The sequence below is a fragment of the Chroococcidiopsis sp. genome (genome assembly GCF_051657925.1).
Lineage (GTDB): Bacteria > Cyanobacteriota > Cyanobacteriia > Cyanobacteriales > Chroococcidiopsidaceae > Chroococcidiopsis.
The window spans coordinates 1-14776 of record NZ_JBOFLP010000257.1; the positions used below are offsets into that span (position 1 = coordinate 1).

Consider the following 14776-nt stretch of genomic DNA (forward strand, 5'->3'; position numbering starts at 1 on the left):
CATTAGCTGTCCTTTGGCTACAGCTAACTAAAAAGTGTTCGGGATGCGATTTGAAGTATGCAAATCTAAAATCTGCAAATCTTAAAGGGGCAGATCTTAGCAAAACTCAATTAGATGGCGCTCATTTAAGTTACTCTAATTTAAGTCTTGCTAATTTACAAGGTGCTTCTACTTCTACTCGTGTATGGGTCAGTTCGAGAGAAGCAGACTTTAATTATGTCAACTTTAGTGGAGCAAATTTAAGCCATACTACAATAACCAATAGTAATCTAAGCAATGCTAATTTTAGCAAAGCCGATCTGAGAGCATCTACCTTATGGGGTTCTGATTTAAGTAATACAAATTTGTCTGATGCCGATCTGACAGGCGCTAGATTGGATAGTCGAACAAAACTTAAAGGCAGTATTATCAACGAAGAGACTAAATTAGATCCGAAATATCGTCTTATCTGGAAAATTGTTAATCAAGGAGCGCGAGAATTCGATCTAAAAGAAATTGACTTTAGAGACGTTAGTTTAAGCGGTACTGATTTTCGAGGCGCAGATTTAGAGGGTGTAAATTTCAAGCCTAGTGCGGACTTAAGTAATACAAATTTTCAACATATGAATTTGAAAGACTTTTTTCTTCACTCGGCTAACTTAAATAATGCAGATCTCAGTGGTGCTAACTTGAGTAATGCAAACTTATTTGGAGCTAAGTTAGTTAATACTAACTTGAGTAATGCGAATCTGAGTAACGCCATTCTATGTTTTGCTGTTTGGGAGAATACTAACTTAAATGGTGCAATTGTCAAAGGCGCTCGTTTTGATGATGATTATTGGCTATCTGAGACTGAGAGACAAGATTTGATCGAACGAGGAGCAATTTTTATAGTTCACGACGAATCCAAAAGTTATTATACTGCTGATGACTGTCAACAATCTGGATAAATTTTTGTATAAATAATACTTTCTATTTTGAACGTGCAACCACTATCTCAGCAAATGTATTGCAGTATTTGCCTAAAGTTACTGTATAAATTTTTGCATAAAGACGATCGCACCCAGGGAAATAAACGGATACTTTGAGTCGGATTTTTAAATTCAAAAATTCGTAAAATTTCAATTTTAATTAAAAAACTTGAAGATTTTTTTACTAGCTTTCTCTTAGAAGCATTCTATAAGAAATTACAATCGATTGCCTAGTTAGAAGGCTAAACTCCTAGCAAAATAGTCAAAATTGTACTGCAATTTGCGACATTTTCAGCCTAAGTAATTTTTATTTTTAAATGAAATAATGACTGATAAATCAAGCTAATCAGTTAACTATATGCAAACAATAATTCATTTTGTAAGATGCTCGCTTAGAGTGAAAATTCTGACAAAATCTTGAATTATGAAGAAAATTTGCCCAAATTTAGGTTTAACTCTGGCTGCTTCCTTATTCCTAGCATCCTGTACCGGAGTACAACAGCAAGCCTCACAACTTCAAGATAAAACCAACCAAGCTCAAAACATGGCTCAGCAAACACAAGATGTGGCTAGCAAAACAACAAGTGCGTTGAGGAATTTGGGAAATCTAAAAGAAACTCTTCGTCCCCTAACTGATGGCGCAGCGCAAACTCTATCTGCTGTAAAAACTGGTAACTTTACAGCAGCACAAACAGAATTTACTAAGCTGCAAGATAGCTGGAAAGGATTAGAAGGTACTCTGAAGACGGTATCTCCTGATGCTACGAAAACGATTGGCGAGAAAATTACGACTATTGCCACAGATCTGAAATCGGGTTCGCCAAATGTGGCAAAACTCACGACAGAATTACAGGGACTGTCAACTGCATTCAACGGTCTTCTGACGAATAGCACTTCTGGAGTTGCTACTAACACTAACACTACGGAGACAGCTAATAGCAATGCTACGACTATTCAAAGCAACTTATTAGCCATGAAAGACGAACTGGCTAAGGCAGTAGTTGCCTTAGAATCGAAGGATTTTGCGACTGCAAAAACTGCTTTTGGTGCTGCTCGTCAAACTTGGTATAAGTTTGGTGGTAGCGTGCAACAAAACTCTCCTGATACCTACCAAAGGCTAGAAGCAGGGGTGAAAGATGTTAACTCTGGACTGAGCAAAGCCCAACCTGCACGAGATACTGTATTGACTAGCTTGAAAACGCTTTCTACCGATTTAGATAGCGTGAAATAATTATGTAAATAAGGTGGGCAATGCCCACCTACACTTGGATTTCTATTACAAATATTCCTGTACAAATATGTAACTAGTAATACGATCGCTCGTGATATTATACTATTGATTACCTAGATGGTTTACTTCATAATGGAAATCTAACCGCTTTTCAAAAAAACGAAAATATTCCCATTATAAAGTAGATAATACCACAACTGCGAACCATATTCTACCCTCCTTCTTATGTTTTTAACCTAGCAACAAGAGCTTTCATCTAGAAAGTGAAATCGCCCAAGGCTTGACGTTGTGCTGCTAGTAAATCTTTAATCCCAAGTTCTGCCAAATCCATAATTTGATTCAGTTGAGTGCGGCTGAAACTACCTGCTTCGGCGGTTCCCTGGAGTTCGATAATTTCTAATTGGTTGTTCATGACCACGTTGAAATCGATATCGGCGGCGACATCTTCTTGGTAGTTGAGATCTAGAAATGGCACCCCTTGGAGCAAACCTACAGAGACGGCAGCAATTTGGTGACGGATGGGCGATCGCGTCAGATCTCCCCGTTCTAAAAGCTTGGCGATCGCATCGGCAAGCGCCACAAACCCACCTGTAATTGCCGTGGTTCTCGTACCTGCATCCGCCTGCAATACGTCAGCATCTACGGTGACTGTACGCTCTCCCAATGCTTCTAAATCGAGTCCGGCTCTCAAGCTGCGTCCGATTAACCTTTGAATCTCCTGCGTCCGTCCAGACAGCCTGTAGGTTTCTCGTTCTTGGCGTTGGTGGGTAGCAGTGGGAAGCATTCTGTATTCAGCCGTCAGCCAACCCTTGCCCGAACCTTCTAGAAATCTGGGGACTCCAGGCTGAATTGATACGTTACACAACACCTGAGTATCGCCGCACTGAGCTAAAACAGAGCCAGTGGCAAAACAAGTAAAATCCCGTGTAAAACTGATAGGACGCAGTTGATTTGCTAACCGATTATCCAAACGCTCCCAGGTCATGGTTCTTAGCTGTAGTGACCTAAATCAGAATACAGGGTCGAGCATACAGTTAACACTTTCGCTAGGCTTAATTTTTTGTAAACTTTTGGCGTGGAATATGTGGAGGGCGCTCGCTATGCTGGGAAGTCAAAAGTCAAAATGCTGCAACAGAATCTCCGCCAACTGGGACTTATAGTAGCGATATTGCGATCCCAGAGGATAGTTTCCTATTGACTAAAACGTAGATGTAGTGTTTCACTAAGGAGTATTCTGCAAGACTACACTATATATCGTAATATTGCGGTTTGCCCGAACTCAGCTTTAACTCAAGCATCTGGATAAAAGTGACTTTATGATTGCCCAGCTAGAAACCCCAACCGTTCATTCTCCTTGCCAACCACCATACATAGTTGAAGGATTAGTACAAGTCTTTACTTGCTCTCGTCGTAGCTTTTTGACAAGCGTGATGGCACAGGCTTTAAGGGTTTCCGGTCAAGGGACTCCAGCGCTCATCGTCCAATTTCTCAAAGGTGGGATAAATCAGGGTCATTGTCATCCAGTTAAGTTAGGGCAAAACCTGGATTGGATTCGCTGCAATCTTCCCCGCTGCATTGACACGCCACAATTAGACGAATCCGAAAACCGTTCTTTACAAGAACTTTGGCAGCATACGCGCCAAGTTGTTTCTCAAGGGCAGTACTCATTAGTAGTATTGGATGAATTGAGCGTAGCCGTTGAATTTGGCTTAATTCCTCTAACAGAAGTCTTAGATTTTATTCAAAATCGCCCCAAGCATGTAGATGTAATTCTGACCGGATCGAATATGTCTCAACCCGTACTTGATGTGGCAGATCAGATTACAGAAGTACGGCGCAGCCATCAGATGTAAGTCTTAATAGGCTAGAATGCCTGTGAATTTATTATATAAATAGTGCCTCCTAAAGCGCTAAGTCGCGCGTTCGAGACGTATCAGTCCCGTAATTTAAGATATGAAGACAGGCGGAGCGATCGCAATTGCTATCAATTTCTAAATTGCCTATCTCTTTCGATAAATTGTATTTCTTGATGTAATGCTTCTAATTCTTTGTGAGTCTCTTCAAGCTCGATGCGAGTTGTCTCAAGTGCCGTTTTTGTTTCCTGGCATGTTTCCAAAACTCTGACTAATTCCGAATATTTGTATTCCAGTTTTTCTACGAGTTGTTGGCGATCGCTTGCATCGATGATGGTCAAGTTAACTCCCAGCAAATTATTATTTGTGCTGAAAACAGGTGCGATAAAAATATCGAGATATTTTGTTCCTTCTGAAGTTGTCCACTTAATATTTTTCAAATTGACTGGACGACGATCGCAGTAAAATTTGCCGATCGCAACATGGGAACTCGCTAACTTTCCGGGTGCAAGTTCTGAAAAAGGAAGGCTCCAATCGGAGAGCGTTAATCTAAATAAAAAGTTTGCCCGTTCGTTAGCAGCAACCAAACGATTATTCAGATCGACCGATAGCTGAGCAAAAGGACTTGTCTCAAATGCGGCTTGCCAAAAGCACAGTTGGGAGACTAGTGAATCGCTGACTTCCTTGGGGCGAGATTTAGGATTGATTGAGAGGCGATCGCCTAACCCCAAATGCAGTCCTTTCGCATAAATTCGATGCTTTATATTGACTAACATGAAAATCGGTCTTCGAGCGGTCAGTGTTTCATGCTTACCTAAAAAGAGAAAGCCGTTGTTTTTCAGCGCAAAATGAAAGCGAACCAGAACGCTTGCTTGGATATCTGGATTGAAATACATCAGCGTATTACGGCACGTCAGTAAATCAATTTTGGACATCGGTGCATCTTCAGCTAGGTTATGACAACCACAGATGACCCTACGGCGAAGTCTGCGATCGAAAGCATAGCCTTGCTCGGTTGGCTCAAAGTATTTCTTGAGTAAATCTGGAGCAAGTCCTTTCACTTCATTTGCGCGATAGACCGCTTGTCGTGCTTGTTGAAGGGCGACTTTATCCACATCGGTAGCATAGAGTTGAACTCGCTGCAAACACGACTCAATTCCCAAAGCTTCTGCAAACAATATGAGTAAGCTGTAAACTTCCTGCCCAGAAGCACAGCCTGCACTCCAAACGCGAATCGGTTCGTCAGGCTGTTTGCTAGCAATAATTTTAGGCACGATCTCACTGGCTAGATAATCCCAAGCTTCGCGATCGCGAAAGAAACTAGTAACGTTAATGAGTATGGAGTCTAAAAGCGCCATCCCCTCTTGAGAATGACTTTGCAAATACTGTAAATAGTCCTGATAGCGCTCGATGTGGAGCTGCTGCATTCGGCAAGAAAAACGCCGCATTAAGGTAGGGCGTTTGTAGCCCGTCAAGTCACAACCTTGGTTGCATTTGAGGTAGTCTAATAACGCTTCAAAATCTCGATCGAGTTCGGGGGGCTTCATTAAAAAATTCTATAGTTTATCTTGGGAGCTGAAAATTCTTAACACAAAACTTATTGCGATTTCAGCGAAAGTAGCGATTGTGGAGTTTGACCGATTATGCTATCTCTATGCTACTGACATGGTGTCGCTCTACCAGTTTTCTTTCGTTATCCTCAATAGACTGGGGCGGATCGATCGAGTTAACCTAGACTAGGGAGCGAGACTCTCAGGTAAAATCCGCTCTAAAAATTGAGTCATAATTGAGATTTTAGATTTGTGATTCATTCAAAATCCCAGTCTCTCGCTAGCGATCGCCAACACTCAACCCAAAATCCAAAGTCAGTGGTGGTTCTCGGTGCTGGGGCTTGGGGAACGACATTAGCATCGCTCGCAGCAGCTAACGGTCATCGCGTGCAAGTGCGATCGCGGCGCAATGGGGCAATTTCGCCTAGCGAGATCGAACGTGCGGATGTAGTTGTTTCTGCTGTCTCAATGCAGGGTGTAGCAACAGTCGTTCGAGAAATTCAGACTTTACCTCTTTTACCTGCAACAATTTTTGTCACGGCAACCAAAGGACTCGATCCTGTCACAACTCTCACCCCAGCTCAGATTTGGCAGGCGGCTTTTCCCGATCGCTCGGTAGTTGTACTGTGCGGTCCTAATTTAGCTAAGGAAATTCAACAGGGATTACCCGCTGCAACTGTCGCTGGTAGTACTGACGACAACGCCGCAGTAGCAGTGCAAGCAGTCTTTTCCTCACCACAGTTCCGCGTTTATACCAATTCCGATCCTTTGGGCGTAGAGTTGGGGGGGACGCTGAAAAATGTAATGGCGATCGCGGCGGGTGTTTGCGATGGTTTGCAGTTGGGTACAAATGCTAAAGCTGCACTCGTCACCCGTGGATTGACGGAAATTATCCGGATCGGCAACAGCTGGGGAGCAAAAACAGAAACTTTTTACGGTCTATCTGGTTTGGGCGATCTGCTGGCAACTTGTAACAGTCCCCTCAGTCGTAACTATCAGGTGGGATATCAACTCGCCCAAGGTAAAACCCTGTCCGCAATTCTCGCTCACCTAGAAGGAACGGCTGAAGGCGTGAATACGACTCAGGTACTCATGCAACGCGCTCGCCAGCAAGACATTTATATGCCGATTACGGCTGAAGTTTATCGTCTCCTGCAAGCGGAAATTACACCCAAGCAAGCGTTGGAAGCACTGATGCTGCGCGACCTCAAATCGGAATTATTGTAGAGGCGATGGTTCGACCGAATCGCTCCTACGTAAATCCACACAAATTTCATAAAACTTTACACGATCGCGGCTGATTCTCCGAAATTTCTCAGGCAAAAACTGTAGTTTACACTGGGGTGCGATCGCACACATCGATCTCAAACCACTTTTATTCTTGAAACGCTTATTTGGCAAAACTTTCCAACCTTTCAATCATCTATTAATCCCGAATTGCTGCTTTAAGTTTCCGCAATCCTAACATCCATATAAGTATCAGTTCGTACTCAATTTCACTAGAAAACTTGGAGTTATTCCTGAAGTTAGTGGGCGCGATCGTCAAGTTTCCTCGTAAATCTAGCAGCAAGATGTTAGTTCGCCAAGATCGCTGGGAACAATAGCATCAGCAACAAGAAGCAACCGAGTGAAGTCTATTGTCACCTGGAGCAGTTGAGATAACCCCTATGCAAGCACTATCTTTTTACGCGGACGCAGCCTACGAACCCCAATCAGTACCCCAGCGCTTTCGGTCAGATTATCCAGAAGATGATACCGATCTGGGCGTGGATGACCTACTGACTTTGGATATTGACTCTAACGATCGGGAGAGCCTACAACCTGGTGTTACCCGTCGGACTACAGACCTAGTTCGTTTATACCTGCAAGAGATCGGTCGCGTCCACCTGCTAGAAAGAGATGAAGAAGTTTCCGAAGCTCAAAAAGTGCAGCGTTATTTGCGAATGCGGGCGCTGTGCGTCAGTCATGCAGCAAAGGACGACTCGATTATCAAAACATACATCACCTTAATTGAAGCCCAAGAGCGACTGACTTCCGAACTAGGACACCGCCCCTCTTTAGAAAGATGGGCTGCTAGTGCTGGTATATCTGTGATGGAACTCAAACCCGCTTTGGCAGTTGGAAAACGCCGTTGGGCTGAAATTGCCAAAATCACCGTCGAAGAACTAGAGCAAATTCAAAACGAAGGTATTCATGCCAAAGAACACATGATCAAGGCGAATTTACGCCTGGTGGTTTCAGTTGCGAAAAAGTATCAAAATCGCGGTTTGGAACTGCTGGATCTGGTTCAAGAAGGAACTCTGGGGTTAGAAAGAGCGGTAGAAAAGTTCGATCCCACGAAGGGGTATCGCTTCAGCACCTACGCTTATTGGTGGATTCGTCAAGGTATTACCCGCGCGATCGCTACCCAAAGCCGTACTATCCGTCTTCCAGTTCACATTACAGAAAAACTGAATAAAATCAAGAAAGCTCAGCGCAAACTAGCGCAAGAAAAAGGTCGTACCCCTACTATCGAAGATATTGCCTTAGAATTGGAGATGACTGCGCCTCAAGTACGGGAAGTGCTACTAAGAGTTCCTCGTTCCGTATCTTTGGAAACAAAAGTTGGGAAGGAAAAAGATACTGAGTTAGGAGATTTACTCGAAAACGACAGTATTTCCCCTGAAGAGTTACTCATGCGTGAAGCTCTGCATCGAGATTTACAGCAACTCCTAGCAGATTTGACCGATCGCGAACGAGATGTGATTTTGATGCGCTTTGGTCTAGGAGACGGACACTGTTACTCTCTAGCCGAAATTGGACGCGCTTTAGACTTATCACGGGAAAGAGTGCGCCAAATTGAATCTAAAGCACTACAAAAGCTACGGCAACCCAAACGGCGCAACCGCGTGCGGGATTACTTAGAGTCCTTGAGCTAACAATTTGAGCTAACAACATCGATAGGGTGAAGGATCGTGACCGTGTTTTTTACAACCTAGTTAGATTCACTTTCATTCTTCATTCTTCACCTCTTCTGCCTATTTTTTAGCCAGAAGATTTTTATTATCTGTAACTACAACTCTCTTTTCTTAAAAATCATTCTCAATAGTTATGGCTTGTTGACACTTCAAACAATAATTGACTATACTTATCAATTATTAAGCTTGCTTAAAAAGGTGGTTATGACTGCATACTCAGCTACCTCACTTAAGGCAGAACTCAACGAGCGAGGTTGGCGACTCACACCGCAACGTGAAACGATCCTACAGGTTTTTCAAGAACTACCTAGAGGAAAACATCTAAGTGCGGAAGAGCTTTACCAACAATTAGAAACTCAAGCAGCAGGGATCAGTCTGTCAACTATTTATCGCACTCTCAAGTTAATGGCGCGGATGGGAATTCTGCGTGAGCTGGAGTTAGGCGAGGGACATAAACATTACGAGATCAATCAACCTTACCCTCACCACCACCACCATTTAATTTGTGTTAGGTGCAATAAAACAATCGAGTTTAAAAACGATTCCATCTTAAAAACTGGCTCAAAAACAGCTGAAAAGGAAGGGTATCATTTGCTCGATTGCCAACTAACAATTCATGCTGTTTGTCCTTCTTGTCAAAGAGCGTTGTTGCCGATCTAGAATCTTAGTGTTATTGATTGTCGGTTGTCGAGCGCCGATTGCTCTTCACTGTATTTTCTCGATGTTACCTGCTTTGATCCAGCCTTCGCGATCGCTATCCGATAAGCGAACTCGTTGCCAATTTTTATCTGGACTTTCTTCTAAAACTACGATCTGTTGATTGTATTCCAACCCGCCGATGCGTTCAGCACCCGCTCCAGGCTCGGCACGGAGACTTAAGCCTTTTTCCCAAGACACCCTAGCTCTATAGGTTCCTGGCGCTAGAGGTTCAGTAGAATTAGTGTCAGAATTCGCTTTCTCGGTCGTAGATTCGGCGTTATTAGTATTATCGGGATTAGACATTTCAGGCTGTGCTTGCTTTTTCGGAGCAGGCGCAGCTTTTGGTTTTTGGTTGAGTTCGTTAGCAAAAGTTGGCTTAGGCGGATGAGTTGTGACTCTATACATAAAATACAAAGCAACTGCGGCGCTACCACCAGCCAAGATCGCAAGCGCTAAGCTAACACCCAGGACAAATTTAGCTACTCCTGCCAAAGTCATGGCGATACCCTACTATTGTCCCATGATTACTACAGCACGAATCCTAGCATAATCGTCTGAATTTGGATAATTTTTTAATTATTGGTCATTTGTCATTTGTCATTTGGGCGCGATTGGAAGGTAAGTTCTTCCCTGCTCCCTGCTCGTGCGCTCCCTCTTTACTTACTGCAATTGCCGCTGAATTCGGTTGCTCAGGCTGCTGTGTTTAGAGGCAAGGCGAGCTTTTCCAGCTGCTGCCCAATCTTGCAAAAACTGAATTTGTTCTTGGGCAGTACGGGCAAGGGGAATGATTTGACTCGCCGCCTCTAAAATGTCGTCAGTAGTAAAGTCTCGATTTTGACTGAAGCCGATATGCATGGCTTCCACGATTGTTTGCTCGATTTCTGCCCCAGAAAAATCAGGAGTTTCGTAGGCAAGGCGATCGAGATCGTAACTTTTGAGATTGTGCGATCGCAGGCGAGATAAATGGACGGTGAAAATTGCTTTGCGTTCATCCTGAATTGGTAAACCAACAAAAAAGATTTCGTCGAATCTGCCTTTACGCAACATCTCGGGTGGTAAAGCATGAATATCGTTGGCAGTAGCAACGACAAACACGGGAGAAGTTTTCTCCGCGAGCCAGGTGATAAATGTTCCAAAGACGCGGCTAGTCGTGCCAGCATCGCCTTTTGCTCCCAACCCTGCAAAAGCTTTATCGATCTCATCTACCCAAAGGATACAGGGAGATAGGGCTTCTGCGACTTGAATCATTTGTCGGGTGCGAGATTCCGATTCTCCGACCAAACCACCGAATAATCGCCCCACGTCCAAGCGTAATAAAGGTAAGTGCCAGTGATGGGCGATCGCCTTAGCTGTTAGCGATTTACCCGTTCCCTGAATTCCAACTAACATGAGTCCGCGTGGATGTGGTAAACCATACGCCCTAGCGCGTTCGCTAAATGCTCCACCCCGAAGTAACAACCAATCTTTGAGATTGTCTAAACCACCAATATCGGAAATTTTTTCGGTGGCAGGGTAAAAGTCAAGAATTTGAGTTTGGCGAATGGTCTGGCGCTTTTCTTCCAAAACCAATTCGACATCTTCCGGTTGAATCTCTCCGTGAGAGGCGATCGCCCTTGCTAGTACCCGCCGAATCCGTTCGATGGATAATCCTTGGCACGAACGCACGAGTTCATCTACCGTTTTAGCTTCTAAAGATTGCCCTGTGGCTGCCAAAAGGCGTTCTACCTCCAACTTAATCTCAGCGGCAGCGGGTAGGGGAAATTCTAAAATGGTTAAAACTTCACCCAATTCTTCCGTAGTGACGATTCGTGGCGACAGCAAGACGATATTTTTCGGCTGCGATTTGAGTGCCCGCGCTAAATTGCGGAGTTTGCGCGACACGGAAACATCTTCTAAAAAGCGATGAAAATCACGCAAAATAAAAACTGCCGGAGCCGAAGCGGGCAGTTTCTCGACAAATTCTAGAGCTTGTAGAGGATTGCGACGACCGAATCCAGCATCGTTAGGATTACCTTGGTAGCCATCGACAAAATCCCAAGTATAGACAGCGCGATTTCCTTGGATGCGGGCTTCTTCCCGAATCGCTACTTCCGCTCGTTCTTCCTCATAGGTAGGAATATAGACGATCGGGTAGCGGGCGCGTAGCAACAGTGCAAACTCTTCGCGGAAGCTCATATGAGTGGTGCGTGGTGCGTAGTGCGTGGTGCGTGAGAAGAGGTAAGAGTGAAGAGGTAAGAGGTTTCTTACTTACGACTTCTGTACGGGCTGGTTTTGAGCCAAGACTTTTTGCCTCATATGACAATCCTTCGCTAAACCCGCCCCTACGATTTACGACTTCTCCCTTGTCTCATATCCTACAAAACTCTTGTCCCTAATTAGACAAGTGATTTTTCAGGGATTCTAAAGATGCCCAGCGGCGATCGCTCGATGGTTCTGACGGTTCTTCTGGCTGCGGCGATAGTTGAATACCCTGACACAGACTGTCACACAACTGACGCTGAGGCATGGCTAGACATAATTGCTGGTACAACCACTCCCCAGGCTCGAAATGACCTGTAGGCTGTAAAGTTTCGACCAGATCTTCAAATGCGACTTCCAACTCGATCGCAGTTTCTTCTTTACCTGCTTCTGGATCTAGCCAAATAATTTCTGAAGTTTCCACTTTCAGGCGATGGTTATACTGTTGCAAACAGCGATGGCAAGTCAAGGTAACGATGGTTTCTACCTGAGCTGAAACCTCTAAGTAATTGCCACCGTGTTGCACGCGCACCTGACCGCGCACCGGAGTTAGGGTGTCTAAGTCGGGTAAGAACTCATCAACCTCGATGACCCTAGTTTTTTGCGGTGCTGTGGTCAGATGAGGAATGTAAATAGCCTCCATAGGACTGCCAGTTGTAAGTCAAATAATTCTAAATCTCATTGTCTAAAATTCCGAATTCCAAAATTCGGAATTTATTTCTAGTCTAGCTACTGCCGATCGTGCGAATCACCAACTGACGATGCGGTTCTTTGCCACGACTAAAACTTTCTAAATCGGGAAAATCCTTCAAAAAAGTATGAATTTGCCTCCTTTCAGCGGACGAAAGAGATTTGATCTCCACCTCTTGTCCTGTGGTACGGACTTGTTCTATGGCTGAGGTGGCGATCGCTTGAATTTCTGCTTGTCGCCGCAAGCGATAGCCATCCAGCTCAATTATATAAGCGGCTTGCCGTTCCTGAGGTTGGTTTAAATTCAGGGTAGCATTAGCAAGATACTGAATGGCATCTAGAACCGATCCTTCCGCACCAATCAAAGCTTGGACTTGCTCTGGTGGTAAATCAGTCTGCTCGATTGTCAGCCAATAACTATCGTGTTCTTCTGGGTCGCTGTTTGCTGTTTTTGGGGTTTGCAATTTAGCTGTAACTTGAGTAGAGACTCCTGACAGTTGCAGGAGTTGCTCTAGCCATTGCTGACCCCGCTGCCCGATCTGCTCGTCACTCATGATTTAGCCTGAAGGTTTTTCTTTTTTCTTCCGCCCTGGTTCAAAAGGAAGCGACTGACGACCTGCATCGTCTCCTGCTTTAGCATCTGCTGCTTCGACAAGCTTTTGTAAGTTTTCTGGTAGGGGTTCGCGGGAAACAATGTATGTCTGGAGTGTTTGGAATATATTTGCAATCAGCATGTACATCAACACGCCAGCAGGCAGCGGAAAGAACAAAAACATCCCTGAGAAAATAATTGGGGTGATCTTGTTGACTGTATCTTGTTGGGGATTGTTAGAGGTAGAACCTTGACCGGATAGAACTTGGTTGAGATAGAGACTTAGACCAAAACCAATCACCATTGCCACAATATCCCAATGGATCGTTCCGTCTTCATCAAAAGCGCCGACTCTACCGAGGGCATCAATAAATAAAAAGCCCTTATTAGCTGCAAGTCCAGGGATTGTTGCTTGAATTGTCACATCACCTGGTTGAAGGGCTTCGATATTACCGTTTTCATCGATTTTTACCCTTTCTTCCCCTTTAGTGACTTTCCATTTGGGGGCGAGATTGGTATCGGGATACTCTGCTACTAGAGCTGAGAAAGGCTTGCCCTCTGGAGTTTGAAAATCAAATTTGGTTTTGTCCCCGACAACCAATTTATTACCACTAGGCAAGATCGCCGCAACGCGAGCGTGAACGCCATCGGTAATGTAAATATTTTGCGGCGGAGTGGTAAAAGCCTGCGGCTGAATGCGTTCGATCTGTTCTTGGGGAAAGACTTGCAGGTTGACGTTATAGTTGATATCCGAAAACGGCGAGCCCCGCAGTGTCGCGAATAGGGCGAACAGTACGGGCATTTGCAGCAAGACTGGCAAACATCCTGCCAATGGATTGCCAAATTCTTTGTAAACACTGCCCATTTCCTCCTGCATTTTGGCAGGATTGTCTTTATAACGCTCTTGAATCTCTTTGACGCGCTTTTGCATCAAAGGTTGAGTAACTCGCGTGCGGCGCATCGTCCGAATCGATCCGGCACTCAGCGGATAGAGCGCAAAGCGAATCACCAGTGTCAAGGCTACGATCGCCAACCCGTAGCTCGGCACGATCCCGTAGAAAAAATCTAGGATCGGCAACATGACGTTGTTGGAAAGAAACCCTATACCAAAATCCATTATCTTGAAGTCAACCTGAAATAATTTGTCATTCGTCTGAATCTAATCTATCCGATTTTAGTCATCGGTCATTTGTCATCGGTCATTTGCCCACCAATGACAAGCGATCGATAACTAACAACAGAGAACTGCCCAATAGAGAACTACTAATTGCTTACATAATATTCTCAAGTTGTAGCTTTAGTTTTGACTTGAGGATTTTTTTCTGCTGCCTTTTCGCTGATATAGTCGTATAGTTCGCGGAATTTGGGAACTGACCGCATTTCCAAACGGCTACCGTTTCTTAAAGTTAGTACCATATCGCCCCATAAACCGAATCCGCGCGGTACTTTCACAATTTTGACAATTTCAGCATAAATGATATCGGTGCGATCGCGCCCCATCCAGCCGCCTGTAACAGAAATACGGCGATTTGTGATGCGGTAGCGCAACCACAATGCCCGTACAATTGCACCAACTGTCAAGGGGATACCAATCAGCGTCAGCCCGATGAGCAAATTAATAAAGAGATCCCCGATATGAGGACCACCTTCGTAGTAAACTTCTTCACGAATTCCCATTAAGCACCTCGGCTGCTACCAATAACTGCTCTAATTCTTGCAGAAATTGTTTGGTTACGCACTCCTGCTGCGCTGCTGATGGTTGAACGATAACCACCAGTAACCATCCAGGTGAAATACGGGGCAATAGACAGCGAAAGGCAACCCGCAGTTGTCGCTTAATTCGATTGCGAACGACTGCTTTTTTACTCACTTTTGTGCTAATGGAAATCCCGATCCGTGTAGGCGCACCTACTTTATGCGTAGCTGTGGCTAGCTTGCCGTCTGCTACTGAGGTTGTGGCATTTTGCATTCGCAAAGCCCTCAAAGTCATGCGATCGCTGTTGCGCCGTATTCCAG

The 14776-nt window shown here is 44.5% G+C and carries 15 protein-coding genes; 6 read left to right on the forward strand and 9 right to left on the reverse strand.

The window, feature by feature from the left end:
- On the forward strand, nt 1-929 hold a 929-nt coding region (locus tag ACRC32_RS21075; RefSeq protein ID WP_438555804.1), incomplete at its 5' end, for a pentapeptide repeat-containing protein.
- Nucleotides 930-1374: 445 nt separating this feature from the next.
- Nucleotides 1375-2181 (forward strand): hypothetical protein, encoded by an 807-nt coding sequence (locus ACRC32_RS21080; RefSeq protein ID WP_438555805.1) that lies wholly within the window; start codon nt 1375-1377, stop codon nt 2179-2181.
- A gap of 256 nt (nt 2182-2437) precedes the next feature.
- Here the strand turns inward: ACRC32_RS21080 and rph are convergent, their stop codons facing one another.
- Complete coding sequence (gene rph / locus ACRC32_RS21085; RefSeq protein WP_438555806.1) at nt 2438-3166, reverse strand: ribonuclease PH; 729 nt, start codon at nt 3164-3166, stop codon at nt 2438-2440.
- A 331-nt stretch (nt 3167-3497) separates the two neighbouring features.
- Here rph and ACRC32_RS21090 point away from each other — a divergent pair, with 331 nt between their 5' ends.
- Nucleotides 3498-4034 carry a P-loop NTPase family protein gene (locus ACRC32_RS21090; protein ID WP_438555807.1) on the forward strand — a complete coding sequence of 179 codons (537 nt, stop codon included), beginning with the start codon at nt 3498-3500 and terminating at the stop codon, nt 4032-4034.
- 131 nt (nt 4035-4165) lie between these two features.
- Here ACRC32_RS21090 and ACRC32_RS21095 read toward each other — a convergent pair whose 3' ends face one another.
- Nucleotides 4166-5581, reverse strand: a complete 1416-nt coding sequence (locus ACRC32_RS21095; protein ID WP_438555808.1) for a CheR family methyltransferase — start codon at nt 5579-5581, stop codon at nt 4166-4168.
- A gap of 255 nt (nt 5582-5836) precedes the next feature.
- On the opposite strand from ACRC32_RS21095, the gene ACRC32_RS21100 reads away from it, so the two are divergent.
- The 3 genes from ACRC32_RS21100 (at nt 5837) to ACRC32_RS21110 (ending at nt 9201) form a co-directional block, all read left to right on the forward strand.
- A complete protein-coding gene (locus ACRC32_RS21100) occupies nt 5837-6811 on the forward strand; it encodes an NAD(P)H-dependent glycerol-3-phosphate dehydrogenase (RefSeq protein WP_438555809.1) in 975 nt (324 codons plus the stop codon).
- A 440-nt stretch (nt 6812-7251) separates the two neighbouring features.
- Nucleotides 7252-8502, forward strand: coding sequence for an RNA polymerase sigma factor SigC (sigC, locus tag ACRC32_RS21105; RefSeq protein ID WP_438555810.1), 1251 nt, complete (start codon nt 7252-7254; stop codon nt 8500-8502).
- 243 nt (nt 8503-8745) lie between these two features.
- Nucleotides 8746-9201, forward strand: coding sequence for a Fur family transcriptional regulator (locus ACRC32_RS21110; RefSeq protein ID WP_438555811.1), 456 nt, complete (start codon nt 8746-8748; stop codon nt 9199-9201).
- A gap of 45 nt (nt 9202-9246) precedes the next feature.
- Here ACRC32_RS21110 and ACRC32_RS21115 read toward each other — a convergent pair whose 3' ends face one another.
- From ACRC32_RS21115 to rnpA, 7 genes are all read right to left on the reverse strand, one after another.
- Entirely contained in the window at nt 9247-9738 is a 492-nt protein-coding gene (locus ACRC32_RS21115; RefSeq protein WP_438555812.1) for an SH3 domain-containing protein, read from the reverse strand.
- Between the two features lie 162 nt (nt 9739-9900).
- The gene (locus tag ACRC32_RS21120; RefSeq protein ID WP_438555813.1) at nt 9901-11415 is read right to left on the reverse strand and encodes an AAA family ATPase; all 1515 of its coding nucleotides are present in this window, start codon (nt 11413-11415) and stop codon (nt 9901-9903) included.
- Nucleotides 11416-11611: 196 nt separating this feature from the next.
- Nucleotides 11612-12121: a YceD family protein gene (locus tag ACRC32_RS21125; protein WP_438555814.1), complete on the reverse strand. Its 510-nt coding sequence runs from the start codon at nt 12119-12121 to the stop codon at nt 11612-11614.
- Nucleotides 12122-12203: 82 nt separating this feature from the next.
- Complete coding sequence (locus ACRC32_RS21130) at nt 12204-12722, reverse strand: Jag family protein (RefSeq protein ID WP_438555815.1); 519 nt, start codon at nt 12720-12722, stop codon at nt 12204-12206.
- Between the two features lie 3 nt (nt 12723-12725).
- Nucleotides 12726-13877, reverse strand: a complete 1152-nt coding sequence (yidC, locus tag ACRC32_RS21135; RefSeq protein WP_438555816.1) for a membrane protein insertase YidC — start codon at nt 13875-13877, stop codon at nt 12726-12728.
- A gap of 167 nt (nt 13878-14044) precedes the next feature.
- The gene (locus ACRC32_RS21140) at nt 14045-14437 is read right to left on the reverse strand and encodes a PH domain-containing protein (protein ID WP_438555817.1); all 393 of its coding nucleotides are present in this window, start codon (nt 14435-14437) and stop codon (nt 14045-14047) included.
- Nucleotides 14424-14776 (reverse strand): ribonuclease P protein component (gene rnpA, locus ACRC32_RS21145; protein WP_438555818.1); only part of this gene is annotated, 353 nt, incomplete at its 5' end. The genes rnpA and ACRC32_RS21140, both read right to left, overlap by 14 nt.